The organism is Buttiauxella noackiae (assembly GCF_000737905.1).
Lineage (GTDB): Bacteria > Pseudomonadota > Gammaproteobacteria > Enterobacterales > Enterobacteriaceae > Buttiauxella > Buttiauxella noackiae.
The window spans coordinates 1,689,915-1,716,327 of the sequence record NZ_JPRU01000001.1 but is presented as its reverse complement, the minus strand read 5'-3'; the positions used below and the strand labels follow the sequence as shown (position 1 = coordinate 1,716,327).

Annotated in this window: 20 protein-coding genes; 9 read left to right on the top strand and 11 right to left on the bottom strand. The window is 50.8% G+C overall.

Going from position 1 to position 26,413, the window contains the following annotated elements; genetic code table 11:
* Nucleotides 1-20 precede the first annotated feature (20 nt).
* Nucleotides 21-1,139, bottom strand: a complete 1,119-nt coding sequence (locus tag IX31_RS07825) for a YbdK family carboxylate-amine ligase (RefSeq protein ID WP_034456849.1) — start codon at nucleotides 1,137-1,139, stop codon at nucleotides 21-23.
* Between the two features lie 226 nt (nucleotides 1,140-1,365).
* Here IX31_RS07825 and IX31_RS07820 point away from each other — a divergent pair, with 226 nt between their 5' ends.
* Nucleotides 1,366-2,649 (top strand): mechanosensitive ion channel family protein, encoded by a 1,284-nt coding sequence (locus tag IX31_RS07820; RefSeq protein ID WP_051880603.1) that lies wholly within the window; start codon nucleotides 1,366-1,368, stop codon nucleotides 2,647-2,649.
* Nucleotides 2,650-3,145: 496 nt separating this feature from the next.
* Here IX31_RS07820 and IX31_RS07815 read toward each other — a convergent pair whose 3' ends face one another.
* The 4 genes from IX31_RS07815 to fdnG form a co-directional block, all read right to left on the bottom strand.
* Nucleotides 3,146-3,400, bottom strand: a complete 255-nt coding sequence (locus IX31_RS07815; protein ID WP_034456847.1) for a DUF1158 domain-containing protein — start codon at nucleotides 3,398-3,400, stop codon at nucleotides 3,146-3,148.
* 115 nt (nucleotides 3,401-3,515) lie between these two features.
* Nucleotides 3,516-4,172, bottom strand: coding sequence for a formate dehydrogenase-N subunit gamma (gene fdnI / locus IX31_RS07810; protein WP_034456845.1), 657 nt, complete (start codon nucleotides 4,170-4,172; stop codon nucleotides 3,516-3,518).
* The gene (gene fdxH, locus IX31_RS07805) at nucleotides 4,165-5,049 is read right to left on the bottom strand and encodes a formate dehydrogenase subunit beta (RefSeq protein WP_034456843.1); all 885 of its coding nucleotides are present in this window, start codon (nucleotides 5,047-5,049) and stop codon (nucleotides 4,165-4,167) included. Before fdxH ends, fdnI begins: the two co-directional genes overlap by 8 nt.
* Nucleotides 5,050-5,060: 11 nt before the next feature.
* Entirely contained in the window at nucleotides 5,061-8,111 is a 3,051-nt protein-coding gene (gene fdnG / locus IX31_RS07800; RefSeq protein ID WP_157837363.1) for a formate dehydrogenase-N subunit alpha, read from the bottom strand.
* A gap of 305 nt (nucleotides 8,112-8,416) precedes the next feature.
* Here fdnG and IX31_RS07790 point away from each other — a divergent pair, with 305 nt between their 5' ends.
* Nucleotides 8,417-9,316, top strand: coding sequence for an acetamidase/formamidase family protein (locus IX31_RS07790; RefSeq protein ID WP_034456836.1), 900 nt, complete (start codon nucleotides 8,417-8,419; stop codon nucleotides 9,314-9,316).
* Nucleotides 9,317-9,377: 61 nt separating this feature from the next.
* On the opposite strand, the gene IX31_RS07785 is transcribed toward IX31_RS07790, so the two are convergent.
* Nucleotides 9,378-10,307, bottom strand: coding sequence for a LysR substrate-binding domain-containing protein (locus tag IX31_RS07785; RefSeq protein WP_034456834.1), 930 nt, complete (start codon nucleotides 10,305-10,307; stop codon nucleotides 9,378-9,380).
* Nucleotides 10,308-10,701: 394 nt separating this feature from the next.
* Between IX31_RS07785 and IX31_RS07780 the strand changes: the two genes are divergently transcribed.
* The 7 genes from IX31_RS07780 (at nucleotide 10,702) to IX31_RS07750 (ending at nucleotide 19,192) form a co-directional block, all read left to right on the top strand.
* Nucleotides 10,702-11,307 carry an ankyrin repeat domain-containing protein gene (locus tag IX31_RS07780; protein WP_034456832.1) on the top strand — a complete coding sequence of 202 codons (606 nt, stop codon included), beginning with the start codon at nucleotides 10,702-10,704 and terminating at the stop codon, nucleotides 11,305-11,307.
* Between the two features lie 131 nt (nucleotides 11,308-11,438).
* Complete coding sequence (locus tag IX31_RS07775; RefSeq protein WP_034457248.1) at nucleotides 11,439-12,242, top strand: oxamate carbamoyltransferase subunit AllH family protein; 804 nt, start codon at nucleotides 11,439-11,441, stop codon at nucleotides 12,240-12,242.
* A complete protein-coding gene (fdrA, locus tag IX31_RS07770) occupies nucleotides 12,220-13,770 on the top strand; it encodes an acyl-CoA synthetase FdrA (protein WP_034456830.1) in 1,551 nt (516 codons plus the stop codon). Before IX31_RS07775 ends, fdrA begins: the two co-directional genes overlap by 23 nt.
* The gene (locus IX31_RS07765) at nucleotides 13,767-15,179 is read left to right on the top strand and encodes a YlbE family protein (protein ID WP_034456829.1); all 1,413 of its coding nucleotides are present in this window, start codon (nucleotides 13,767-13,769) and stop codon (nucleotides 15,177-15,179) included. The genes fdrA and IX31_RS07765 overlap by 4 nt, the downstream gene beginning before the upstream one ends.
* Before the next feature lie 11 nt (nucleotides 15,180-15,190).
* Nucleotides 15,191-16,729, top strand: coding sequence for a xanthine permease (locus tag IX31_RS07760; protein ID WP_034456827.1), 1,539 nt, complete (start codon nucleotides 15,191-15,193; stop codon nucleotides 16,727-16,729).
* A gap of 108 nt (nucleotides 16,730-16,837) precedes the next feature.
* A complete protein-coding gene (locus tag IX31_RS07755; RefSeq protein WP_034456825.1) occupies nucleotides 16,838-17,788 on the top strand; it encodes a carbamate kinase family protein in 951 nt (316 codons plus the stop codon).
* A 15-nt stretch (nucleotides 17,789-17,803) separates the two neighbouring features.
* Complete coding sequence (locus tag IX31_RS07750) at nucleotides 17,804-19,192, top strand: amidohydrolase family protein (protein WP_034456823.1); 1,389 nt, start codon at nucleotides 17,804-17,806, stop codon at nucleotides 19,190-19,192.
* Here the strand turns inward: IX31_RS07750 and IX31_RS07745 are convergent.
* The 5 genes from IX31_RS07745 to yahO form a co-directional block, all read right to left on the bottom strand.
* Nucleotides 19,182-20,174, bottom strand: coding sequence for a helix-turn-helix transcriptional regulator (locus tag IX31_RS07745; RefSeq protein ID WP_051880595.1), 993 nt, complete (start codon nucleotides 20,172-20,174; stop codon nucleotides 19,182-19,184). The genes IX31_RS07750 and IX31_RS07745 overlap by 11 nt on opposite strands.
* 74 nt (nucleotides 20,175-20,248) lie before the next feature.
* Entirely contained in the window at nucleotides 20,249-22,597 is a 2,349-nt protein-coding gene (locus tag IX31_RS07740; protein WP_034456822.1) for a glycoside hydrolase family 3 C-terminal domain-containing protein, read from the bottom strand.
* 17 nt (nucleotides 22,598-22,614) lie between these two features.
* Nucleotides 22,615-23,979, bottom strand: a complete 1,365-nt coding sequence (locus tag IX31_RS07735; RefSeq protein ID WP_034456820.1) for an MFS transporter — start codon at nucleotides 23,977-23,979, stop codon at nucleotides 22,615-22,617.
* Between the two features lie 372 nt (nucleotides 23,980-24,351).
* The gene (locus tag IX31_RS07730) at nucleotides 24,352-25,812 is read right to left on the bottom strand and encodes a TrkH family potassium uptake protein (protein WP_034456818.1); all 1,461 of its coding nucleotides are present in this window, start codon (nucleotides 25,810-25,812) and stop codon (nucleotides 24,352-24,354) included.
* Nucleotides 25,813-26,091: 279 nt separating this feature from the next.
* Nucleotides 26,092-26,370 (bottom strand): DUF1471 family periplasmic protein YahO, encoded by a 279-nt coding sequence (yahO, locus tag IX31_RS07725; protein WP_034456816.1) that lies wholly within the window; start codon nucleotides 26,368-26,370, stop codon nucleotides 26,092-26,094.
* Between the last annotated feature and the right edge of the window lie 43 nt (nucleotides 26,371-26,413).

Here is a 26,413-nt window from a genome sequence, read left to right as displayed (position 1 = left end):
CCATCAGGCGGTAAATAAATTTACTCAGTTGCCCAGATTTCACAATGTTCTCGCATCAATTCGGTCAGAAGCCCTCCGTCAGCAATAAACTGCCGAATGCGGCGTGTATCACTGTCGTTATTACGCACATAACCTTCAATGGCCTCTAAAGCAGATGATGCCCGGAGTTGGGCGGCATAAGGCGCAAGAGTATCCAGCAATGGCAAAATATCTTCTGCCATTGTGCGTTGCTCGCCAGTACGCACGTCAGTCAGCACCCCTTCGAGTCCAAAGCGGCAGGCCTGAAAGCGATTGAAACGGTAAAGTAAGTAGTCTTCAGATCGCGGCACAAAGGGGCGTTCGCTCAGCAACCAGTGTGCCAACGCCTGAATAAATCCGGCGATATGGATTGCCCGCGTAATAGTCAGCGGCGTATCCATTACGCGCACTTCAATGGTGCCAAATTTGGGGCTTGGGCGAATATCCCAGTGCAGGTCTTTCATCGATTGAACGATGCTGCTGGACTCAAGGCGTTGGTACATCCATTTAAACTCGTTCCAGTCGCCAACGAAAGGCGCAGGCCCGTTATCGGGGAATGCCGAGAAGATATTCAAACGTGATGAGGCGTAGGTGGTATCTGCACCCTGAATATACGGCGATGATGCTGATAGCGCGATGACGTGTGGAACAAAGCGCGACAGGCCATGCAGCAAATATATAGCGTCCTCTTCATTCTCACAGCCGACATGCACATGCTGGCCAAATACCGTCGCCTGTTTCATTAAATAGCCGTATAGCTCGAGAGTTTTGTTATAGCGCTCGCTCTGGCATACCTCCTGGCGCTGCCATTTTTGAAACGGATGCGTACCGCCACCACAAATTGCCAGATGATGTTTGCTTGCTGATTGCAGAACATACTGGCGCAAACTTGAAAGTTGGGCCTGAGCCTGCGCGATATCGCCACACACCCCGGTGGCGATTTCCAGCATGCTTTCTGTGATGTCATGTTTGACTTCACCTTCTGTCACAACGTCTTTCAGAGAGTCAATCAGCAGCGATGAGTCCTGGCTGAGATCGTTGGCTGGCGGATTGACGATTTGCAATTCCAGCTCAATACCGAGGGTGTAGGGGTCAGAATGATTAAAATCACTTAGTGGCATGCTGGGCTCTCACTGTTCTGACAATTATTGAATTGAGTATAGCCAGCCGCCTGGAAATGATCGGGTGTGGAAACAGTTTTTATCTCATTATTCCCAATAAGAATTATCTGCTGCTCATAAATGCAATGATAATATTGTAAAGAATGTTCAGTGAATTAAAATGCTCTCAACGTTGCACTGAGAATCATCTCCCTCCATTATATGCGTTGTTCAGGAAGGAGTTATTATGAAAGATTTGGTTTCATTTCTAAGTGCTTTTGGCATTGTTCTTGACCCAACAACATCGATATTAGTGGTGCTGGGTATGATTTTTGTGTTTGCGTTAATCGTGCATTTTATTCTACACCGGGTTGTCCTGCGTACTTTTGAGAAGCGAGCACAGACTAGTCAGCATTTATGGCTGCAAATTATCACAGAAAACAAGCTATTTCACAGGCTTGCTTCAACCCTGCAAGGTGTTATCGTCAATATTCAGGCGGTGCTGTGGCTGCAAAAGGGTAGTGATGTTAGCGAGATATTAATTATCGCCGCACAGCTATGGATTATGCTCTATTCCTTACTGTCGTTATTCTCTTTGCTGGATGTTATTTATAATTTCTCACAGAAATTTACTATTACGTCGGATATTCCATTGAAAGGAATATTCCAGGGCGTGAAGCTTATTAGTTCCCTGATTATTGGCATTATGATGATTTCCAGGATTATCGGCCAATCTCCTGCGATTCTTATCAGCGGCCTCGGTGCAATGGCTGCGGTATTAATGTTGGTATTTAAAGATCCGATTCTTGGGCTGGTGGCCGGTATACAGCTCTCGGCAAACCGTATGTTAAAGCTGGGTGACTGGCTGGAAATGCCTAAGTTTGGCGCTGACGGTGCGGTAACGGATATTGGCTTAACAACTGTGAAAGTGCGTAACTGGGATAATACCATTACTACCATCCCAACTTATGCTCTGGTTTCAGATGCATTTAAAAACTGGAGCGGAATGTCGCAGTCCGGCGGTCGCCGTATTAAACGCAGTATTAATATTGATACCACCAGTATTCATTTTCTTTCTGCCGATGAAATACAGCGCTTAATGAATGCGCGATTATTGAAGCCCTATATCGACTCGCGTAGCAAAGAAATTGAAGAATATAACCGCACGCATAATAGCGATGGCGTTTCGGTATTAAACGCCCGCAGTATGACGAACGTCGGGACGTTTCGAGTGTATCTCACCGAATATCTGCAAAACCATCCACGTATCCGTAAAGATATGACGCTTATGGTGCGCCAGTTAGCGCCAGGGGCTGAAGGATTGCCGATAGAAATTTATGCGTTTACCAATACAGTCGCCTGGCTTGAGTACGAAGCCATTCAGGCAGACATTTTCGAGCATATATTTGCCGTGGTTGATGAGTTTGGGTTGCGTATTCATCAGGCGCCAACCGGCAATGATATTCGTACCCGTCATACTTCAAGCTGCAGGTGCGTTGGCAGCTCTCAGTCACCCGAATCACTTACTTGAGTAAGCTCATCGGGATTCCTTCGTTTGCCGCCTTCCTGCAACTCGAATTATTTAGGGTACATACCCGTCATACTTCAAGCTGCAGGTGCGTTGGCAGCTCTCAGTCACCCGAATCACTTACTTGAGTAAGCTCATCGGGATTCCTTCGTTTGCCGCCTTCCTTCAACTCGAATTATTTAGGGTATACACCCGTTGTACTTCAAGCTGCAGGTGCGTTGGCAGCTTTTAGTCACCCGAATCACTTACTTGAGTAAGCTCATCGGGATTCCTTCGTTTGCCGCCTTCCTGCAACTCGAATTATTTAGGGTATACACCCGTCATACTTCAAGCTGCAGGTGCGTTGGCAGTTCGTAGTTCGGTTAAGCGCAGCGCCAGGCGGCAGAAATGGTGGATGGCTCTAGTCGCTTATCCACCCTACCAAATCCCGTTCGTAGGTCGGTTAAGCGCAGCGCCAACCGACAAAAATAGAACGGCATTCCCATCCTACAACTGAACCTCACGCATCCCGCTCAATCGAAAACCAGCGCTTCCAGATAAAACGAATCACAAAGTATTCAATGGCACCCAACGCCAGGAACCACAGACAGAAAATGATGGTGTAAAGCTGGTTCATATCCAGCAGGTGGAACATTTTGATGAGTTTTTGTGCAAGCTCAATGGTTAGCGCAGGGGCGGGGAGTAGCAGGCAGGAAAAGAAGGCCAGCAATAAAATACCGCCAGCCGTCATCAGGGTTTCCAAAGGGTGTTTCATGCGGTCGTTATCCCCGGACTCAATTGTTGCGTTAAAAACATATTGTCCGGGAAAACATCTGCTGATTCAAATCCCTGCTCTCCCGAACGTAATTCGGGAAAGCAGGGCAGGATAATTACAGCCCTTCGGTACTCTCTTTCTTCGCTTCTTTGGCAACAATGGCACGATACCAGCGCGGATGGTGTTTCTGCGCCCAGCGGCGGCTAACTTTGCCGTCGATCATCCCTTTTATCGACCCTTTTACCCAGAACGCCATATACATATGCACCATAATCGCAAGGAGCAAAATAATGGCTGATGTAGCGTGGATAAGCAGGCCGTAGCGCACGACCTGAATTGGGAAGAACCCAGCAAAGTACGGACGCCAGATGATAACCCCACTCACCAGTAGCACAGAAATCATGCTCATGATGGTCCAGAACATCATCTTCTGCCCGGCATTGTATTTGCCAACTTTCGCCACTTTATGCTCGTTGCCTTTAAGCACTTCAACAATGCCCTTCACCCACGGAATATCGTGTTTGTCAGGAATGTTGTGGTGCACAAAGCGCACAAACATAAACATCAGCATCACAAAGATCGCCACACCGAAGAACGGGTGCAGAACGCGGCCCATTTGTGGCGTACCGAAGGTTTCCGTGAGCCAATGCAGCGTCGGGAAGAACAGCGCGATGCCGGAGAGCGACACCAGGAAGAAGCAAATCACCATCGTCCAGTGACAGGCGCGGTCGATAAACTTCGTCCTGACAATCATCTTGCTCTGCTTAGTCATGATGTTCCTCCTCGTCTTCATCCACCTCTTCGTTCGGCCCGACGCCAATGTAATGGAAAATCAGCCCGGCGAAGGTGGCGATGAAACCGGCCGCCGACAACGGTTTGAGGATCCCTTTCCACAGGCTGACCGAGGTATCAATTTGCGGTGCTTTCGGCAGGTTGTGATACAGCTCCGGCTGGTTAGCGTGGTGAAGAACATACATCACGTGCGTGCCGCCAACGCCTTCAGGGTTGTAGAGCCCCGCGTGTTGATAGCCGCGCTTTTGCAGCGTTGCCACGCGTTGGTCAGCCAACTCCAGCATTGCCTTCTTGGTGCCAAAGTGAATGGCACCGGTCGGGCAAGTTTTCACGCAGGCAGGTTCCTGACCTACGCTCACACGGTCCACGCACAGCGTGCATTTGTAGACGCGGTTATCGTCTTTATTCAGGCGCGGAACGTTGAACGGGCAACCGGCAATACAGTAGCCGCAGCCAATACAATGTTCCGACTGAAAATCGACGATGCCGTTAGCGTACTGAATAATGGCTCCGGCAGACGGGCATGCTTTCAGGCAGCCCGGATCTTCGCAGTGCATACAGCCGTCTTTACGAATGAGCCACTCCAGCTTGCCGTTCTGAGTGGTTTCGCTAAAGCGCATAACCGTCCAGGATTTGGCACTCAGATCGGTGGGGTTGTCGTAGACCCCCAAGCAGTGTCCCACCTCATCGCGGATGTCGTTCCACTCGGAACAGGCGACCTGGCAGGCTTTGCAGCCAATACAGCTTGAGACGTCAATCAGCTTTGCGACTTCATCTTTGTAGTCACGAGCCTGCGGCGGTGGCGTAAAGCTGTTAGTAGCCGAACGCTTGATAATATCCTGAGATTGCATGGACATGAGTTCGCTCCTTACGCCTTCTCAATGTTAACCAGAAACGCCTTGAATTCCGGCGTTTGCGAGTTGGCATCGCCTACGCCAGGCGTCAGCGTATTGGCCAGATAGCCCTTCTGCGTCCTCCCTTCAAAGCCCCAGTGCAGCGGAATACCAACGGTTTCCACCTGCTGACCATTGACGTTTAGCGTCCTGATACGCGGTGTCACTACCGCTTTGGCACGAATAAAGCCGCGCTTGTTGCTGACTTTCACGGTATCACCGGTGGTGATGCCTTTCGCTTTTGCCAACCCTTCGCTTATCTCCACAAACTGTTCTGGCTGCGCAATGGCATTAAGCCGTGCGTGTTTGGTCCAGGTATGGAAGTGCTCTGTGAGGCGGTAGGTTGTACCGACATAAGGGAAGTCCTTATGCGTACCCAGGCGCTTCGCATCGGCTTCAAATATGCGTACCACCGGGTTAGACACCACGTTCGGGTGCAGTGGGTTAGTGCCCAGCGGCGTTTCATACGGCTCGTAGTGCTCAGGGAACGGTCCTTCTGCCAGCTTATTCAGCGCGAACAGACGCCCCAGCCCTTCCTGCTGCATGATGAACGGCCCTACGTTGGCTTCCGGCGGTGAGTTGTTAAAGTCCGGGATGTCGTAGCCGACCCATTTTTGCCCGTTCCACTCGATAAGCGGACGCTTTGGATCCCACGGTTTACCTTGCGGGTCTGCTGACGCGCGGTTATACAGCACGCGGCGGTTCATCGGCCATGCCCAGCCCCAGCCAAGCGTGGTGCCCAATCCAGACGGATCCGCGTTATCGCGGTTCGCCATGCGGTTGCCATTCTCAGTCCAGCTTCCGGCGTAAATCCAGCAGCCTGAAGAGGTGGTGCCGTCGTCACGCATTTGAGCGAAGGAGTCCAGCAGCTCGCCTTTTTTACGCAGCAAATTGCCTTTGTCGTCGTACAAATCCGCTAGTGCATAGCCGTTGTTTTCTTTCGCCACTTCTTCAGCAGAAGGGTGGAAGAACTGGTCATAGTGCCAGCTCATATTCATCAGCGGCTCGATGCCTTTGCCGCCTTCCTGGCGATAAAGCTCGCGCAAATGATGGAGCAACCCGGCCAGTATTTGCCCGTCGGTACGCGCTTCGCCCGGCGCATCTGCGCCCTTCCAGTGCCACTGCATCCAGCGGCCTGAGTTGACGATACAACCGTCTTCTTCGGCAAAGCAGGTGGACGGCAGGCGGAATACCTCGGTCTGAATGCTCGCGGAATCCACGTCGTTCATCTCACCGTGGTTCTGCCAGAAATTAGAGGTTTCTGTGACCAGCGGATCGATAACGACCATGTATTTCAGCTTGCTGAGCGAGGCAACCAGCTTGTTTTTATCCGGCGTGGAGGCAATCGGGTTAAAGCCCTGGCAGATATAACCATTCACTTTGCCCCGATGCATCATGTCGAAGTATCGCAACACGTCGTAAGGTTGATCCCACTTCGGCAACCAGTCATAACCCCACTGGTTCTCGCGGGTCGCAGCGTCGCCGTAGAGATGCTTCATCAGGCTAACGAAGAACTTAGGATAGTTGCTCCAGTAGTTAACCTGCCCAGGCACCACCGTTTTTGGCGTATTGGCATCCAGATAGCTTTGCAGATCGACATGTTTCTCGTTCGGCAGTGCCAGATATCCCGGAAGCGTGGTAGCCAGCGGGCCGATATCGGTCATGCCCTGCACGTTGGAGTGGCCGCGAAGCGCGTTAACGCCGCCGCCAGGCATGCCCATATTACCGAGCAGCAACTGGATCATCGCCATGGAGCGAATGTTCTGCGCGCCTACGGTGTGGTGAGTCCAGCCCAGCGCGTAGAGGAAGCTTGTGGTGCGATCAACCGCACTGGTGGAAGCCAGCACTTCGCAGACTTTCAGGAAATCTTCCCGCGGTGTGCCGCAGATATTCTCCACCACATCCGGCGTGTAACGGGAAACGTGCTCTTTCAGCAGATTCCAGACGCAGCGCGGGTGCGTGAAGGTGTCATCGCGAAGCGGAATGCCCTCGCTATCAAACTGGTAGTTCCAGCTGGTTTTGTCGTACTGACGCGCCTCGGCGTCAAAGCCACTAAACAGGCCATCGTCAAAGCTGAAATCGTCACGTACCAGCAGGCTGGCATTGGTGTAGTGCTTAACGTATTCGGCGTTAATTTTATTGTTGTTAATCAAATACAGAATCACGCCCAGCAGGAACGTAATATCGGTGCCCGAACGGATTGGGGCATAGACATCTGCAATTGAAGCGGTACGGGTAAAGCGCGGATCGACAACGACAATTTTTGCATCGTTGTTTTTTTGCGCTTCCAGCGCCCAGCGGAAACCAACGGGATGAGCTTCTGCCGCATTACCGCCCATCACGACGATAACGTTGGCATTTTTCATGTCGATCCAGTGGTTCGTCATGGCACCGCGACCAAATGTTGGAGCAAGACTTGCTACCGTTGGTCCGTGTCAGACGCGTGCCTGGTTATCTACGCCAAGAATACCCAACGACCGAACAAATTTGTTGGTCAGCGCGCCGTTTTCGTTACTGGCGGCCGAGGCGCAGAGCATCCCGGTAGTCAGCCAACGGTTCACCGTCACGTTGTGTTCGTTTTTCTCAACAAAGTTTGCGTCGCGGTCGTCTTTCATCAGGCGGGCGATGCGCGTTAAGGCATCATTCCAGCTGATGCGCTGCCACTTGTCGGAGCCTGGCGCGCGATATTCCGGGTAAGTCAGGCGGCTTTCGCTGTGAATATAATCGAGAGAACCTGCGCCTTTCGGGCAAAGGGCACCGCGGCTTACCGGGTGATCCGGGTCACCTTCGATGTGGAAAATACTGGATTTGACATTGCCTGAACCATCCCCGGCCATGCTGTACATTAATAAACCGCACCCAACGGCACAGTAGGAACAAGTATTACGCGTCTCTTTGGCACGCAGCAATTTATAGTTGCGTGTTTCCGCGAGCGCCATTTTCGGTGCAAAACCAAGAGCGGCTACTGTTGTCCCTGCCATCCCGCCTGCACAGATTTTAAAAAACTTTCTGCGACTGACGTCCATCCTAACCTCATTGTTATGACGTATGAATGACGGCGAAAATAGCAACTAAAAAAGAAGGATTATTGAGTAAAATCAAATCGCTAAACATTGGGTAACAAACCGCTACTTAATGAGTAGAGTTTTGTTTTTTTAAATAACCATAAATAGAGTGTGTGCATTTACTGTGCGGAGTAAGGCCGTTTTGCGAGGTATTTGCCGGGTGGAAATGGATTGACTCCTGACAGCCGCGCGCTAACTTGCTATAAAAATCAGACTAAAACAAAAGCTGTATCGCTAACACTTCAGACACACAATCAGGATTCACTATGTTAAAAATTGCCAACACCCAGGTCATTTACGCTATGAGCCGTGAAAACGCGCCTGTGGCGACGATTTCAACCAATACAGACGTCAGCTTTGCTACCTGCGACTGCTTTTCTGATCAGATTCAGACGGCTGATGCTGTATTTAACCAGCTTGACTGGCAGCGCATTAACCCCGCCACCGGCCCGGTGTTTATTGAAGGCGCACAGTCAGGTGATGTGCTGAAAGTTGAAATTAAAAGCATCGAGCTACGTGGCAATCAGGCGGTGATGGTGACTGCTCCACAACTTGGCGTGATTGGTGATGAGCTTACCGAACCGCGCATTTTGGTGGTGCCGATTGATAACGGTGAAGCACAATTGCCTGGTGGGGTGAGCGTGCCGATTAACCCGATGATTGGCGTAATCGGTGTAGCACCTGCGGGTGAGGCGATTTCTTGCGGTACGCCGGATAGCCACGGCGGCAATATGGATTGCAAGATGATCACCGCCGGTAGCACCCTCTATTTGCCGGTTAACGTCGAAGGGGCGTTATTTGCCTTGGGTGATCTGCATGCGGCAATGGGCGATGGGGAAGTGTCGGTGTGTGGCCTGGAAGTGGCTGGTGATGTGGTGGTGAATCTTAGCGTGATTAAAAACCGCCGCTTACCAACGCCAATGCTGGAAAACGGTGACTCCATCTTCACGCTGGCATCAGCATTAACGCTGGACGACGCTGCCGCACTTGCTACGCGCAATATGGCGCACTTTATTGCCGACAACACTGATGTGACATTGCCTGACGCCATCAACCTGCTGAGCATCAGCGGCGATTTGCAGATTTGCCAGGTAGTTGACCCACTGAAAACCTGCCGCTTTGCGCTGCCAAAACGTGTGGCGGAGCAGCTGAAGCTGAAGATTTAATAAGTTTGCAGGGTGGACGAGCTTAAGCGACATCCACCTTTGTTTCTCGGTGTGTTATTGCTCAATCCCGATGCAACAAATCCTGATAAATCTCCGTCAGCAACCCGCCCGGCGCAAACTGCTTTTTAATCCAGCGGGTTACCTGCCCGGTGGCTGCGTGCTGGGTTGCCAGCAGCATTCGTGAATCCTGGCGTGGGTTGTTTATCTGGCGTGTCACCAACAGGCCGCTATCCTGAGCCTCGCGCACCATATAGCTTGGTAAAAAACCAACGCCTTCTCCCAGAATCTGGCACTGACACTTGGTGTTGAAGTCGGGCACCAGAATCGCTTCTTGCCCATGCAGCAGCCATCCCACCTTTTTATTGAGCGTCAGCGCCGTGTCTTCAACCATGATATTGGGATACAAGCGCAGCTGGCTTTCAGAAATGGGCTCCGGCATAAATGCCAGCGGGTGGGTTGGGGCGATAGCAAATTCCCAGTGAATCGCGCCGATTTCCGTGTAATCAATCCCACCACCGTCGAGCAACGTATCCGGCGCACCAATCGCAATATTTGCCTGGTTATTGATAATTGAGTCCCACACCCCGTTGTACACCTCGGTGGTGATAGTAATCAGGCAGGTAGGGAACTGCTTTTTGAGTATTTGCAGCAGCTTTGCCGTGTGGCGCGGGGTGTAAAGCAGTTGGTTGATGCAGATACGTACCTTCACCTCAATGCCTTGCGAGATGGTATCGACACCGCGTTTTATGGCATGGAAATCGTTAAGCAGTTCGGTCGCTTTGCGATAGAAATAGAAACCGGATTCGGTCAGTTCAATACTGCGGGTATTGCGCACAAACAGCACCACATCAAGGTACGTCTCAATCCGCTTAATGGTGTAGCTGATGGCGGAGGTCGTGACATCCAGTTCGACCGCGGCCTTACTAAAACTTGAAAGCCGCGCCGTGGTGGTGAAAGCCAGCAGGTTCTCTTCGGTAAAAATGGAATTCATGCGCCACTCCCGTCGGTCGGATAAGTGCAGCGTCATCCGACAGCTACCCAATCCTATTGTTGAATGTATTTGTATTCCTTATGATCCGCGACTTTTACTTGAACCATATTTAACACTGCCGTTACAACTGATTTGAAGAACATCACACTTCTTGGATCTCATTTATCCCGCTATCTGCAAGGGCTGACGGCGTTCCTCATAGTGAGAGATAAAGGGCGCTGAAAGCTCTTCTATCATAGGTAAAAGATTGCTCTATCGCACATTTTGCTCACATTGTTGAAAGTTATTCAATAATGCTGTCATTAACGATGAATGAATTTTAAACGGATGTTAAAGCGGTCATAGTGTTGCTATTCTCAATTCATCAGAAATAGCAAAGTATGGGAGTATGGATATGTCTCAGAAAGAACTTATTGCAGAATTTCTAAGTGCAGCAGAGCAGGGGCATCTGGAAAATCTAAAACAATGTCTCAGTGATGGTGCAGATATTAACGCCACCAATCGCCAGGGGCGTACCGCAATTACACTGGCCAGCCTTCACAAAAAATATGACTGTGTGGAATATTTAATTGGAGCCGGTGCTGATATCAATAAACAAGATCAAACCTGTTTTAATCCCTTCTTGCTGAGTTGTCTTAATAACGACCTGACATTATTACGTTTGGTATTACCAGCAAATCCCGATCTGAATTGTTTATCCCGCTTTGGCGGCGTGGGAATTACTCCTGCCAGCGAAAAAGGTCACGTTGAAATTGTCCGTGAGTTAGTTACACGCACTGAAATTAACGTTAACCACACTAATTTTGTTGGTTGGACGCCATTGCTTGAAGCCATCGTGCTCAATGATGGTGGGGCGAAACAGCAAGAGATTATCAAACTACTGCTCGATCACGGTGCCAACCCACACATGACCGATAAATATGGCAAATCGCCACTGTCTCTTGCGCGAGAAAAAGGTTATCACGAGATTGCCGAGCTGCTGGTTAACGCCGGGGCCTGAACAGGAGATGCACTATCGCCGGATATCTTCAGCGGCAGTGCCTTTTTGCACAAACGGCAGATAGCGTTTTTTTCGCCCCGGATTTATACGGTGAAACAAAAGGTTATGTTGAGCAGGTGTTTGGCCGGGCGGTGAATATTCAGCTCCCTGCCAGGCAACAAATCTTCACTCTGCTCAGTACCGATTGTGATAACGCACCAAATAGCTGTCGTTTAGCAGTAGAGCATTGTCAGAGCCATTTTAAGCCCGGTGAACGGGTTAGTTTTCACAGTAACGGCATTGATATTGGCACAGATAAGCGCATCGATTTCTCGCGCTGTACACGCTGGGAACCTGAAGCGCTTTTTCTAAGCCACACACGAATAAAACAGACCGACTGGCAAAACCTTGCACAAATGACACAGGCCAGTGTCATACAAAGTTCGTCACTATTTTATTTTCATGGCGATAATATTTTTTACCAGGAAACGAGTCGCCTGCTGCAATTACACCGCAAGCAGCTTATATCAGCGCTAAATAAAGGGAATTGCGCTGCGATTGAAAATGAAATAAGTGGATTGCTGGGTTTAGGTATTGGGCTGACACCATCCGGTGATGATTATCTGGCGGGATTAAGTGCGGTTTTATTTATTGCCGGGCACCCCGCGCGGAAATATCGTGAGGTTTTTATTTCCGTGCTGGAGAGAGAAAAACATAAAACCACGCAGCTAAGCGCTATTACGCTGCGTGAAGCTATTGACCAACGTTATCGTGAAACTATTTATGGTTTTATTTATCAGGTGGTCAATGGTGATTTAGACAATATTCAGCGATCTATTAACGAAATTAAAAAAATAGGGTCAAGTTCAGGATGCGACATGCTTTGCGGCATGGCGGATGCCTTCTTTTTGACCCGAAATAACGGAGGAAATTATGTCGACCAGGATTGTGATTAAAAAGAATACCTATTTTGATTCTGTCTCACTGATGTCTATTTCAACCAAAGCTAACCAGCTTGAGGGTGTGGAACAGGCGTTTGTCGCGATGGCGACCGAGATGAACAAAGGGGTATTAAAAAACCTCGGCTTGTTAAACGATGAGCTGGAACAGGCGAAAAACGGCGACCTGATGATTGTGATTAAAGGCGCGAGCGATACGGCGAACGACGCCACGCTTGAAGCCATTGAAGGGCTATTCACCCGCAAAGACAGCGGCAATTCCCGCCACGAAGCGCGTTACGCAACCCTTGCTAGTGCACATAACAATATCCCGGAAACTAACCTTGCGGTGATTTCCGTCAACGGTGCATTCGCGGCCCGTGAAGCGCGCCAGGCGCTGGAAAATGACCTCAACGTGATGCTGTTTTCCGATAACGTTTCGCTTGATGACGAACTGGCGCTCAAGCAACTCGCTCACAGCAAAGGGTTGTTGATGATGGGGCCGGACTGTGGCACTGCAATTATCAACGGTGCCGCGCTGTGCTTTGGCAACGCTGTACGCCGTGGTTCGATTGGTATCGTTGGTGCGTCCGGTACTGGCAGCCAGGAATTGAGCGTGCGCATTCATGAGTTTGGCGGCGGTATTTCACAACTCATCGGCACCGGTGGGCGCGATTTAAGCGAGAAAATCGGCGGCATCATGATGCTCGATGCAATCCAGATGCTGGAAGATGACGCACAAACTGAAGTGATTGTTCTGGTTTCCAAGCCACCAGCTGAAACCGTAGCACGTAAAGTGCTGGAGAGGGCCAAAGCTTGCCGCAAACCGGTGGTAGTTTGCTTCCTCGGTACTACAGACGCTCGTGAAGATGAAGCAGGTTTGCAGTTTGCCCGTGCGACGAAAGAAGCCGCGCTGAAAGCCGTTCTGCTGACCGGAATTAAAAAAGAGTCGCTGGATTTACACCCGCTCAACTGGCCGTTGATTGAAGAAGTCCGTGCGCGCATGAAACCTGAGCAAAAGTACATTCGTGCGCTGTTCTGTGGCGGCACGCTGTGTGACGAAGCGATGTTTGCGGCACTGGAAAAATACCCGGACGTTTACAGCAATATCCAGCCGAATCCTGAATACCGCCTTAAAGACGTGAATGTCAGCATCGCCCACACCTTCCTCGATTTTGGCGATGACGATTTCACCAACGGCAAACCGCACCCGATGATTGACCCAACCAACCGTATTAGTCGCCTGTTGCAGGAAGCGCGTGATCCGGAAGTCGGCGTGATTGTAATGGACTTCGTCCTGGGCTTTGGCTCCCATGAGGACCCGGTTGGTGTGATGCTTGACGCCATCAAAGAAGCGAAAGCCATTGCCGCACGCGAAGAGCGTAACCTGGAAATCCTGGGCTACGTGTTGGGCACCGATTTGGATACCCCTTCGCTTGAAAAGCAGTGCCAGATGCTGACGGATGCGGGCGTTATCTGGGCAAGTAGCAGCACCAACACCGGTTTGCTTGCGCGTGAGTTTGTTTGCAAGGAGAAAGCACAATGAGTTTATTCACCCAACCGCTAAACGTGATTAACGTTGGCATTGCAATGTTCAGCGACGATTTGAAAAAGCAGAACGTTCCCGTTACACAACTGGACTGGACGCCACCGGGGCAGGGTAATTTAGCGGTCGTTAACGCGCTAGACTCCATCGCCGCTCCGGCACTTGCCGAAAAAGTAGCAGCAGCAAACAAACTGGCCGTCGAGCGCATCATCCAGTCGCAGCCTGTTCTGGTGGGTTACGACCAGGCGATTAACGTGGTTCCGGGTATGACGCGCAACACCATTCTTCACGCCGGGCCGCCTGTTGCCTGGGAAGATATGTGTGGCGCGATGAAAGGAGCTGTCACCGGGGCGCTGGTGTTTGAAGGCCTGGCGGCAAATATTGATGAGGCCGCGCAGCTGGCAGCATCAGGTGAGATTATCTTCTCACCATGCCACGAGCACGACTGCGTGGGTTCGATGGCGGGCGTGACTTCCGCATCGATGTTTATGCATATCGTCGAAAACAAAACTTACGGTAACCGCGCTTATACCAACCTCAGCGAGCAGATGGCGAAGATCTTGCGCATGGGCGCTAACGACCAGAGTGTTATCGACCGCCTTTTCTGGATGCGTGATGTGCTCGGCCCAATGCTGCGAGATGCCATGAAGCTTGCGGGTGAAATCGACCTGCGTTTGATGCTGGCGCAAGCACTGCATATGGGCGACGAGTGCCACAACCGCAACAACGCCGGCACCACATTGCTGATTCAGGCGCTCACGCCGTGGATCATTCAGACCAACTTCACCGTCGCACAACAGAAAGAAGTGTTCGATTTTGTCGCCAGCAGCGACTACTTCTCCGGCCCAACGTGGATGGCGATGTGCAAAGCAGCAATGGACGCGGCGCACGGCATCGAATACAGCACCGTGGTTACTACAATGGCGCGTAACGGCGTGGAATTTGGCCTGCGTGTTAGTGGCCTGCCGGGGCAGTGGTTTACCGGCCCGGCTCAGCAGGTGATTGGCCCGATGTTTGCGGGTTATAAACCGGCAGATTCTGGCCTGGATATCGGCGATAGCGCGATTACTGAAACCTACGGCATCGGCGGCTTCGCAATGGCAACGGCTCCGGCAATCGTTGCGCTGGTGGGCGGCACGGTAGATGAAGCTATCGATTTCTCGCGCCAGATGCGTGAGATAACGCTCGGCGAAAACCCGAACGTCACCATTCCATTGCTGTCGTTTATGGGTATCCCAACCGCCATAGATATTACGCGTGTGGGCAACAGCGGCATTTTGCCGGTTATCAACACGGCCATTGCCCACAAAGATGCGGGCATCGGCATGATTGGCGCCGGGATTGTCCATCCGCCGTTTGAATGTTTTGAGAAGGCTCTGCTCGCCTTTGGTGAGCGTTACTCTTTCTGAGGGATACCCCGATGACAAACGTTAAGCTTGAGTGGAAACGCGGTGACTGGGCGGCATATTTCGGGTTGATGACTAACAACCTGACCAACTTGCTAACCATGATGGGGTTACTCATTTTTGTGGTGGGTATCCCGACAGAAATTGTTTACGGGCGCATTGCGCCAGCCTTCGGGCTGGCGGTGCTGGTCGCGAGCGTTTGCTACGCCTGGTTTGGTTTGCAACTGGCAAAAGAGACAGGGCGCAAAGATGTGACGGCGCTGCCCTCCGGGCCAAGCGCACCGTCAATCTTTACCGTGACGTTTTTGGTGCTGATGCCGGTCTACCAGCAAACTGGCGACGCTGAGTTTGCGATTCAGATTGGCCTGGTGTGGTGTTTTGTTGAAGCGATGATTCTGGTGGGCGGTTCGTTCCTTGGCGAAACCATCCGTAAGATGATCCCGCGTACTGTATTGCTTTCATGTTTATCGGGTTTAGGTCTGCTGTTACTGGCGATGAACCCGATGTTGCAGGCATTTGAAGCACCAACAGTTTCCTTCATCGTGCTGCTGCTTATCTTCATCAACTGGTTTGGTAAAAAGCCGATTTTTGCCCGTATTCCGACCGGCTTATTACTGCTGGTTGCCGGGACTGCGCTGGCGTGGATTTCCGGCCTGCAAAGCCCGGAAGCGATTAAAGCGTCGATGTCATCATTCGGTTTTAACCCGCCATCGATTCATGTTGATAGCTTCCTGCAAGGCTTACCTCATGCGCTGCCTTACCTGGCATCGGCCGTTCCGTTGGGGCTTGCGAACTACATTTTCGACCTGGAAAACATTGAGAGTGCCCACGCAGCGGGTGATGAGTACAACACCCGTAAAGTGATGCTGACCAACGGCCTGGCTTCAACGCTCGGTTGTCTGATGGGCAACCCATTCCCGGTGACGGTGTACGTTGGCCATGCGGGCTGGAAGGCGATGGGCGCGAGTATCGGCTACACGCTGGCGTCAGGTGTGACGATGTTTATCGTGCCGCTATTTGGCCTCGGTGCATTCATGCTGGCCATTATTCCGATGACTGCCATTGTGCCGATTCTGGTATTTATCGGCGTGGTAACGGCAAACCAGGTGGTGCGAGAGACGCCGAAAATAGAGGTGCCGGTTATCTTCATCTGCCTGTTCCCGTGGATAGCCAACTGGGCGCTGACCATGGTGAATAGCGTGATGGCAGCGGCCGGGACATCGGCTGCGAAAATCGGCCCGGAAGCGCTGGCTCATAAAGGGGTGTTTTACCAGGGACTGGTGCATTTGGGTAACGGCGCACCGCTCGCCAGCATGTTGTGGGGTTGCGTCGCAATCTTCGCGATTATCAACAAACCGTTACGCGGCGCGGTTGCGGCGGTAGTCGGGGCGTTGCTGGCGCTGTTTGGCGTGATTCATGCGCCGATGGTCGGTTTTGCCCAGGGCAGTTCGCTGATGTTTGTCACCGCCTATTTGATGATGGGCGCGATGTTTGTCGTGAAGCATGTGCTCGACCGTCGTGAAGCGGCATCTGAGGTTGTGACTTCTGTTTAAAAAAATGGCGGATGACGCGGTGCTTATCCGCCCTACGTAAATCATCAATCGTAGGGTGGATAAACCGCAGGTGTCATCCACCGGCCCTTGCCCTAAAGGATAAAAATAATGAAACAACTTGTGGTAGTGGCAATTGGCGGCAACAGCATCATCAAAGACAACGCCAGCCAGTCGGTTGAACATCAGCAAATTGCGGTTAAAGAAGTAGCTCAGACGGTGCTGGAAATGCTCTCGTCGGATTACGACATCGTACTGACGCACGGCAATGGCCCGCAGGTGGGGCTGGATCTGCGCCGTGCGGAAATCGCCCATGAGAAAGAGGGGTTGCCGCTCACACCGCTGGCTAACTGTGTGGCAGATACCCAGGGTGGCATCGGCTATCTGATTCAGCAGGCGCTAAATAACCAGTTGGGTAAACACGGAGACAAAAAAGCGGTCACCGTGATCACTCAAGTGGAAGTGGACAAAAACGATCCTAACTTTACCCATCCGACCAAGCCGATTGGCGCGTTCTTTAGCGAACAACAGTGCGAAGCGCTGAAAGTCGCCCATCCGGACTGGCAGTTTGTTGAAGATTCCGGGCGTGGCTATCGTCGGGTTGTGGCGTCTCCTGAGCCAAAACGTATTGTTGAAGCAGATGCGATTAGCGCGCTGATTAAGCAAGGTTTTGTGGTGATTGGCGCAGGCGGTGGTGGCATTCCGGTGATTCGCAGCGAACAGGGTGATTACCAGAGCGTGGATGCGGTTATCGATAAAGACCTTTCTACCGCGCTGCTGGCACGCGAAGTAAATGCTGACATTCTGGTTATCACCACCGGTGTGGAGAAAGTGTGTATTCACTTTGGTAAACCAGAGCAACGAGCACTTGATGAAGTCACGGTTGAACAGATGGCGCATTTCAGCGAAGAGGGCCATTTCCCACCGGGCAGCATGCTGCCAAAAATCACCGCAAGCCTTGCATTCCTGCGCAATGGCGGCAAACGCGTGATTATCACCACGCCTGAAAAATTACCTGCGGCCTTACGTGGCGAGACGGGCACTCATATTGTTAATGCTTAAGAGTGGGAGAACTCAATGAATAATGCAGAAAAAAGCCGCCGTGAATTTTTAAGTGGTGGCGGCAAAGTGGCTGCTGCCTGCGCACTCTTTGGCGCGACTGGCTCAATGGCGTATGCTGCGAAACCAGCCTCCCTTACCTGTGAGACGGACAATCGCATGAGCGCCATTAAAGAATCGCATTACTACCTCGACAACGTGCTGCTGGAGGCGGGTTTTAACCGCGAAGGGCAGACTATTGTTGGTACGCAAACCGAGCTGAAAACGCTGGAAATTAAAGACGGCAAAATTGCGGCACTGCTCGCAAATAAACAGCATCCCGATGCCACCCTTGCCCATTACGATGCGTCCGGGAAACTGCTGCTGCCTGCGATGCGCGATATGCATATCCATCTTGATAAAACTTTCTACGGTGGCCCGTGGCGTGTGCACAACCGCCCGGCGGGAACCACCATTCTGGACATGATTGCCCTTGAGCAAAAATTGCTGCCAGAACTGCAACCGGTCACTCAGGAGCGAGCAGAAAAACTGATTGATTTGATTCAGTCGAAAGGCTCGACTATCGCCCGAAGCCATTGCAACGTTGAGCCCGTTTCCGGGCTGAAAAACCTCGAAAATCTGCAAGCGGTTCTGGAACGCCGTAAGTCTGGTTTTAGCTGTGAAATTGTCGCGTTTCCTCAGCATGGTTTGCTGCACTCTAACTCCGTTGCGTTGATGCGCGATGCAATGCAAGCGGGCGCTCACTACGTGGGTGGGCTTGACCCGACTAACGTTGATGGGGCGATGGAAAAATCTTTAGATGCCATGTTCCAGATAGCTATCGACTACAAGAAAGGTGTTGATATTCACCTGCATGAAACAAGCCCTGCGGGGATTGCCGCAGTGAATTACATGGTTGAAACGGTGGAGAAAACCCCTGAGCTGAAAGGCAAATTGACCATTAGCCACGGTTTTGCACTGGCGATGATGAACGAACAAGAGGTTGATGCGATTGCTACACGAATGGCGGCGCAACAAATTACTATCGCGTCAACCGTGCCGATTGGCACCATGCATATGCCACTCAAGCAGTTACAAGAGAAGGGCGTGTTTGTGATGACGGGCACCGACAGCGTGATCGATCACTGGTCGCCGTATGGCCTGGGCGACATGCTGGAGAAAGCCAACCTTTATGCGCAGCTCTATATGCGTGTCAGTGAATTGAATCTTTCACGATCCCTTGCGATTGCCACCGGCAACGTGCTGCCGCTTAATGACAATGGCGAGCGTGTGTGGCCAAAAGCGCAGGATGAAGCAAGCTTTGTGCTGGTGGATGCCTCATGTTCTGCCGAAGCCGTGGCACGCATCTCTCCACGAACCGCGACCTTCCATAAAGGGAATCTGGTCTGGGGTGAACTTAGCGTGTAGTGAGTAGTGATTGTTGTTGCGGGCAGGGATGCCCGGACAGCGCAATCAGTTGTTTTAGCAGCGCCTCATTTAACGGCAGGCAGCGGCAATCTTCGGTCATTTCCGGCTGCGGTACATTAAGGCTGCTTAAATAGCGTTTGCGAAAATCGGTTGGCGTCATTGAACAGTATTTATTAAAGGCGAATATCAGGTGCTTATGTTCCCGAAAGCCACAAATCTGACTGATTTCGGTAATCGGAATATGGGTGTCTTTTAATAATTGCCGTGCTTTGTTGGTTCTGATCAGGGTCAGATATTCTTTGAAATTATGGTTACTGACTTTCTTGAAGGTACGCGAGAAATGGTGGTAACTGACTCCCGCCTGTTCCGCAAGCTGGCCCAGCGTTAAATCCTCCTCGTAGTGCAGGTTAATAAACTCAATACACTCCTTAATCATCACGACATCGCGGGCGTGAATTTGACTTTGCAGGGCAGGAGATCCGGCTTTTTCAAGCGCATCCAGCAGCAGATAAACAGCGGCGATGCGGCTAAATGGGCTGGCTTGTTGAATCAAATGCGCAACCAATGACGCCAGCGCGCGATAAACGTGGCTGTCACTTGAGGTGAGTGAACTGCGCATGCTGCGATATTCAAGGCGTGGAACAGGGTGTGTTTTATTAAACAGCCCAGGGGAAAACTGCACGGTCAGCAGGCTGCTTGCTGTGGCGTGAGCTTCGAGCGAATGCACCTCTTCGGCATTGATATAGAGCATTTCCCCTGCCGCAAGCTGGTGGGTATCCTGGCTGACTGCAATAGAAAATGAACCTGAAAGTACCAGAATCAACTCCGGTGCCGGGTGCCAATGCGGCTCGCAATAACGAACTTCTGCGGAGAAAACGTTAAGCTGCTCGGCGTCGAATGCAATCAATTCGCAGCCTGACTGGCCAGCCGGTTGTGGCTGGGGTGAAGCAGCAAACTTGCGAGTGACCGAAAAAGGAAACATTCATTTTGCTCCGGCGTTGTCCGGGCTTTGCTCCATCCAATTGCAAAGCCCATTGCGTGGATAAACCGAGAATATCAGATTTCGGCCAGCGCCGTGTTCAGCTCATCCAGGCTGATTTCCAGTGCCAAAAACTCCGTCAACGTAATGAACAGGCCGAAGATTAAATCGGGCGCCATGACGGTTAGTTTTTCCTGGACCGCTTCAGGTGTTTGCCCATTCTTACTGGCAATCAGCTTTGCGACACGCGCGAAAACAGGCGGGTTTTTGATCAACTGCTGTACTGAGCTGTCGTTGCGTATTGGCAATAAAACCGGCTCGCTGATGACCTTAACTTCGCTTGCAAGGGCAATCTCCCTGGAGGATTTACCGATTTTTATACGGTATACCCCAGAGTCGATTACCCAACGGTTCAGCACCGGGTTGTAGTAAGCCAGATCTTCCCGGTTAAGGGTTAGCGTGACGGTGCGCGTTTCGCCCGCTGCCAGTGCGACTTTGCCGAAGGCTTTCAACGCCTGAGGCTCACGCTGTATCTCGCCCTGCGGCGCGCTCAGATACAACTGCACAATCTCTTTGCCCGCCCGTTTCCCACTGTTAGTCACATCCACCCTGACTTCAAGCGGTGCATCTGTTGCCCACATGGATTCGGATAAACGCAAATTGCTGTAGTCAAACTGGGTGTAGCTCAAACCAAAGCCGAAGGGAAACAGTGGCGTAATATTGCGCTTGTCGTAATAACGATAGCCGACAAATAACCCTTCGCTGTAGTGATGGCGCAGATTTTCTCCAGGGTAGCTAAGCCAGGCTGGCGTTTCTTCAAGTGAGTTCGGAAGCGTAGTGGTTAATTTGCCACATGGGTTGGCATTGCCGAACAGAATATCGGCCACTGCACGCCCCATTCCTTGTCCGGCAAAGAAGGTTTCCAGCAGTGCGCCACAGTTAGAAAGCCACGGCATGACCACCGCATCGCTGTTAGACAGAACCACAACCACATTTGGCTGAACTTCAGACACAGCGCGGATAAGCGCCTCATGCGACGGCAGAATATTAAGATCCTGACGATCGCCATTTTCACCGTCCTCACCAATTGCGGTGCTGACAAAAACCACGGCGACATCGGCGGTTCTGGCGGTTTCAATGGCGTGGTCCAGCGCTTGTTGGTCAACGGCGTTGTCATCCGGTGTGCCTATGGCATAGCGAATCTGGAAGTTGTCTCCCGCGACATCAAAGATTTCATCAAGTGGTCTGTCGAGCAAATACGGCACCGTTGTCGCACAGCCTGAACCCTGAATAACCGGCTCTTGTGCTGGTTTACCCAGAATGGCGATGCTGCGGGCGGTAGCTGGCGTTAACGGCAGTAAATCATTCTCGTTTTTCAGCAGCACGATAGATTCCGCCGCCAGTTTTTGGGCCAGACGGTGGTGCTGATTAAAATCGGCGCGAAAACCTGGGCGGCGGTTTTGGTGCACTTTATCGAGCAGCTCCAACATGCGCAGGCAAGCCTGGTCCAGACGTTCGGTTGGGATCTCACCACGGTCAACTGCGGCCTGTAATTGTTGCTTGTCATGCAGGGTTTCAGGCATTGCCAGATCGTTCCCCGCCAGCAACGACGCAGGGCGGTCTTTGATTCCGTACCAGTCGGACATCACTAACCCGTTGTATTGCCACTCATCGCGTAAAACCTGGGTGAGCAAGAACGGGTCCTGCGAGGTTTGCACGCCGTTCAAACGATTGTAGGAAGACATTACCGTCCAGGGTTGGGATTTATCAATCGCACGTTTAAAGCCCGCAAGGTAGATTTCACGCAGTGCGCGTTCGTCAACGATCGAGTCCATTTCGGTGCGGCGAAACTCTGAGTTATTACAAGCAAAGTGTTTAAGACTGGCACCCACGCCTTCGTCTTGCAGGCCGTTGATAAGTGCCGCCGCCGTGTCACCACTGATGACCGGGTCTTCGGAGTAATATTCATAACTGCGCCCGGCAAGCGGTGTGCGGCGAATATTAATACCCGGCCCAAGTAAAATCCCGACGCCCATTTCCTGGCACTCACGCCCCAGAGCCTGGCCCATTTGATAAACCAAATCGGTATCCCAGCTACAGGCGAGAGTAGAGCCGTTTGGGAAGCAGGTGGCCGGTTTGGAATGGCTAAACAACGATTCACTGCCGCCACGCGCCTGGTTTTCAATTGGGGTAGCATCTGCGGCACTTTGGGAGATAACCGAAATAAAATCGGTCATGCTCCATTTTTCGCCCTGTTCAATTTGGCTGGTACTGTAGCGCACGCCATAAGTCCCGTCGGTCATCACGATATCTTCAATGCCGTGTTGAGGCAGTGAAGCGGTGCGCCACAACCCTTTACCCGTCAGTAAGGTGACTTTTTCTTCGGCCGACATCGCGGCAATAATAGTTTGAAATTTATTGTTCATTTCCGTCATCCTCGGGATTAAAGGGCGTGCTCTTTGCGCTGGGTAATTTTAACGACGATATCGCGATAGGTTTTTTCATCGAGCGAATAGAAGATGATGAATACGGCAGCCAGCGCGAACATGGTTGCGGGGAATAGCGTCATCATAATGTTGATGCCTTTAAGCGCATTTGGACTAATGCTTGCGGCGTTGTAATCAAAATAATCCAGCACCCAGCCGGCACAGCCGCCGCCAATCGCCATCGCGATTTTGGTAATAAAGTTGAAGAAGCCGTAAATCGCGCCTTCGGTACGAACACCGTGCTTCCATTCAGCGTATTCAACGGTGTCGGCAATCATTGACCACATCGTGACAAAACCCATGCCCAGCGTGATGCTATACAGGCAAACCCCGCCCATAATCAGCCAGATATTGTCGCCAGCAATAAAGTACTGCACCAGCAGGCCAACAATCCCAATCAGCATCGCCAGCAGAGAAGTGTTCTTTTTCCCCATCCGGGAAATTAATTTTTCAGTCACTATCGTGCCTGCAATATAAGCCGCAGACTGAATGGCAAAGAATTGCGCAGTGAAGTTTTCATCGTGGATAATATATTTAATGAAATATATCGCGATCGCCATCCAGACCGTATAGCCGATATAAACAAATACCGTGTATGCCGATAAATGAATTAATGGTGTGTTGCTTGAAACGGCAGCCAGCATCTCTTTGAGTGTTGGAGCTGCCTGGCCATCGTCTTCAGTTACACGTTCTTTGGTGGTGGCAAAACAGGCCAGAAAGAAGAAGGTGGCAAGCAGTGCAAAACACGAAACAACAAACACATAGCCCATATGGTTATCGGTGAAGCGCGAAATTAAGGCATCCGCAGTGGTGGAAACCAGCAGATAACCAAAAATAGCCAACACAAAACGGTAGACCGATAACGATGCTCGCGAACCTTCATGCTGAGTCATCCGGTTCGTCAGCGCAGAGTAAGGCGTATTCACTGCGGTGTAGGCCAGGCAATAAAGAGTGTATGAAAGCAGAGCGTATAAGAATTTAAAGTCGCCCTCGACGGTCAGGAAACATAATACCGTCAGCAGGCCAAGTGGAATTGAGCCGTATAATAACCATGGCCTTAATTTCCCGTAACGGCTGCGGGTTTTATCCACGGCATAACCAATGAAGATATTAAAAGCTGCATCGGTCACCCGGGCGATAACAAAAATCAAACTGGCCTGAGCCGCCGAAATACCATAAATGTTGGTATAAAAATAAAGTAGAAATAGAGAAACAAATCCGAAGGATAAGTTAGAAGCAAAGTCGCCAAATCCGTAGCAGATTTTTTCGCGGGTGCCGATTTTCACGTAACTGTCAGAAAGCTTTGTAGGTACAGTTGTCATTATTTTTACCATCTGTTTGGCTGGTGTAGAGCCAGTATACGTTGGTAGTTTTTTTATCACTTTCCGTTATTTGTTTGGTGAATTGCTGTTTTTTGTTGTTCCCGAAGTTTGGCGGGGAAGTGTGAGATGAGTCACGGGGAAGTGCCATACCCAGGGTGGGGAGGTGATTTCTTGAACTACCGTTCTTGCTGCTTTCCGTTCCCCTGGATGTGATTCGATCCCGCATATATCAATGAACGGTGAACGTGCCAGGGGGGGAACCCCTTGATACGTTCACGTTTACTGAACTGTGTGGCAGCAGAAAGTTTTAGGGTAAACGGAAAATAGCAATCCTTGCTTATTCTCTTTGAAGAGCACAGGTTGCCAACAACATTAGCTCCGCCAGAAAGTCCTCGAAAACAAAATCAACACCGGATAGATCTCCAGTCGACCCAACAACATCGCCGCACACATTAAGTATTTTGCACTATCGCTCAACGTGCCAAATCCTGCGGCAGTTTCGCCAAACCCCAACCCCATGTTGTTAATACAGGCGGCGACGGTGGCAAAAGATGTGAGCAGGTCATATCCCTGCAAGTTCAGTATCCAGATAAAAAAGCAGGTACACACGACGTAGAGGAAGAAAAAACTCCACACGGAACGCAAAACTCTGTCGTTAACGGGCGAGTTGCCAACCCGAATACTCATGATGGCGCGCGGGTGGGCCAGTTGATGTACTTCATGGCGGGTTTGCTTAAATAATACCAGGAAACGCAGCGCTTTAATCCCGCCGCAGGTTGACCCCACGCAGCCGCCAAAGAAACTGGCTGACAGCAACAGAACAATGGTGTGTACCGGCCATGAAGCGTAATCGCTGGTTGAAAGGCCGTTATCGGTAATCATTGAGCTGGTCAGGAAAAAGGCATGAACGAACGATGCGGGTAGGGCGTACATACCCGCGCGCCAGACTTCCAGAGTAATGATTAAAATCACAATGCTTGCGACCATCAGGAAGAATCGCAACTCTGCACTCTTGAGAAAAGGTTTAATGCTGCGACGTGCCAGGGCGACAAAATAGAGGGTGAAGTTGATGGCGGAGAGCAATGAAAAAGCCCCGGCGACAAGCTCAATAGCATAGCTGTTGTAAAAACCGATACTTTCGGTGCGTGTAGAAAAGCCACCTAATGAGACGGTGGAAAGGCCATGACAAAGCGCATCAAAGAACGGCATTCCGGCAAGTTTGTACGCAATCGTGCAGGCAGCACCCAGCAGCAAGTAAGTCAGCCATAAACTTTTGGCTGTATCCGCAAGACGTGGCGTGAGGCGCTCTTCTTTAAATGGGCCGGGCATTTCGGACTGATAAAGCTTCATGCCTCCGATACCCAGAAGCGGCAATACTGCTACAGCAAGCACAATGACACCGAGACCGCCGATAAAATTGAGCTGGGCGCGGTAATAGAGGATTGATTTTGGTAATAGGGAGACATCGTTAAAAACAGTGGCTCCGGTAGTTGTAATACCCGAAACCCCCTCAAACATAGCATCAGCTAAAGAGACGTTGTAGCTATCATCCAGCCACAGCGGCATGGCGCTGATAACTGAAAAAAGCAGCCAAAACAGAACGATGATAATAAAGCCATCGCGGGTTTCGAGTTGAATATTAGACCGGCCAGTCATCACCCAGGCCAGGCTTCCAAGCGTAAAAGTGATGATAAAAGTATAAAGAAAACCAAACAGGCTGCGTTCTTTTTCAATTAATGCCAGCAACATTGGCGGGATCATCGTCAGGCTGTAGAGAACAACCAAAAAAGCGCACAGATGAATCACAATTCTAAAACGGGTTGATATATACATCAGAGACACCCAGATACCCGTGTTATTCAGGTATATCAATCAGGTACGGATGGCAAAGTATAGGGTATTTTGGGTTGGAAAGGTTATTTGGCTTTAATGTGAAGGGAAATGATGTTAAATGGGCAACCCAAGGGTTGCCCATTTATATCCGTCATACTTCAAGTTGCATGTGCGTTGGCTTTCATCACTCACCCCAGTCACTTACTGGAGTAAGCGACAGGGGATTTACTGCGTCGCCGTATTCATGCAACTCGAATTATTTTGGCTAGAGAAGACAGATTATTTCTTTTTATAAACTTCTGCTGTGCCGTGAATTTTATTCTCGGTATCTGCAGACGTTACAACATAAAACTGACCACCCAGCTCATCAGCTTTCTTGGAAAGTTCTGCTTTCGCATCAGATGGTGACAATTCACCACTGGTGGTGATGCTGCCGACTTTTACATACTGATCTTTATGGTCGTTATAGGCTTCTTTCGTCAACAGTTCTGCTGACAATGCACTGAATGAAACTGCACCCAAAGTTAACGCTACCAAAACACCCTTAGCTATCTTCATGACGAACCTCATCTTTGCTTATGGTAGATAAATTGTTTTCCCT

Bases quoted from the DNA above. Each gene is read 5' to 3' on its own strand.
- IX31_RS07825 (WP_034456849.1), bottom strand. From the start codon at position 1,139: ATGCCACTAAGTGATTTTAATCATTCTGACCCCTACACCCTCGGTATT.
- IX31_RS07820 (WP_051880603.1), top strand. From the start codon at position 1,366: ATGAAAGATTTGGTTTCATTTCTAAGTGCTTTTGGCATTGTTCTTGAC.
- IX31_RS07815 (WP_034456847.1), bottom strand. From the start codon at position 3,400: ATGAAACACCCTTTGGAAACCCTGATGACGGCTGGCGGTATTTTATTG.
- fdnI (WP_034456845.1), bottom strand. From the start codon at position 4,172: ATGACTAAGCAGAGCAAGATGATTGTCAGGACGAAGTTTATCGACCGC.
- fdxH (WP_034456843.1), bottom strand. From the start codon at position 5,049: ATGTCCATGCAATCTCAGGATATTATCAAGCGTTCGGCTACTAACAGC.
- IX31_RS07790 (WP_034456836.1), top strand. From the start codon at position 8,417: ATGTTAAAAATTGCCAACACCCAGGTCATTTACGCTATGAGCCGTGAA.
- IX31_RS07785 (WP_034456834.1), bottom strand. From the start codon at position 10,307: ATGAATTCCATTTTTACCGAAGAGAACCTGCTGGCTTTCACCACCACG.
- IX31_RS07780 (WP_034456832.1), top strand. From the start codon at position 10,702: ATGTCTCAGAAAGAACTTATTGCAGAATTTCTAAGTGCAGCAGAGCAG.
- fdrA (WP_034456830.1), top strand. From the start codon at position 12,220: ATGTCGACCAGGATTGTGATTAAAAAGAATACCTATTTTGATTCTGTC.
- IX31_RS07765 (WP_034456829.1), top strand. From the start codon at position 13,767: ATGAGTTTATTCACCCAACCGCTAAACGTGATTAACGTTGGCATTGCA.
- IX31_RS07760 (WP_034456827.1), top strand. From the start codon at position 15,191: ATGACAAACGTTAAGCTTGAGTGGAAACGCGGTGACTGGGCGGCATAT.
- IX31_RS07755 (WP_034456825.1), top strand. From the start codon at position 16,838: ATGAAACAACTTGTGGTAGTGGCAATTGGCGGCAACAGCATCATCAAA.
- IX31_RS07750 (WP_034456823.1), top strand. From the start codon at position 17,804: ATGAATAATGCAGAAAAAAGCCGCCGTGAATTTTTAAGTGGTGGCGGC.
- IX31_RS07745 (WP_051880595.1), bottom strand. From the start codon at position 20,174: ATGTTTCCTTTTTCGGTCACTCGCAAGTTTGCTGCTTCACCCCAGCCA.
- IX31_RS07740 (WP_034456822.1), bottom strand. From the start codon at position 22,597: ATGAACAATAAATTTCAAACTATTATTGCCGCGATGTCGGCCGAAGAA.
- IX31_RS07735 (WP_034456820.1), bottom strand. From the start codon at position 23,979: ATGACAACTGTACCTACAAAGCTTTCTGACAGTTACGTGAAAATCGGC.
- IX31_RS07730 (WP_034456818.1), bottom strand. From the start codon at position 25,812: ATGTATATATCAACCCGTTTTAGAATTGTGATTCATCTGTGCGCTTTT.
- yahO (WP_034456816.1), bottom strand. From the start codon at position 26,370: ATGAAGATAGCTAAGGGTGTTTTGGTAGCGTTAACTTTGGGTGCAGTT.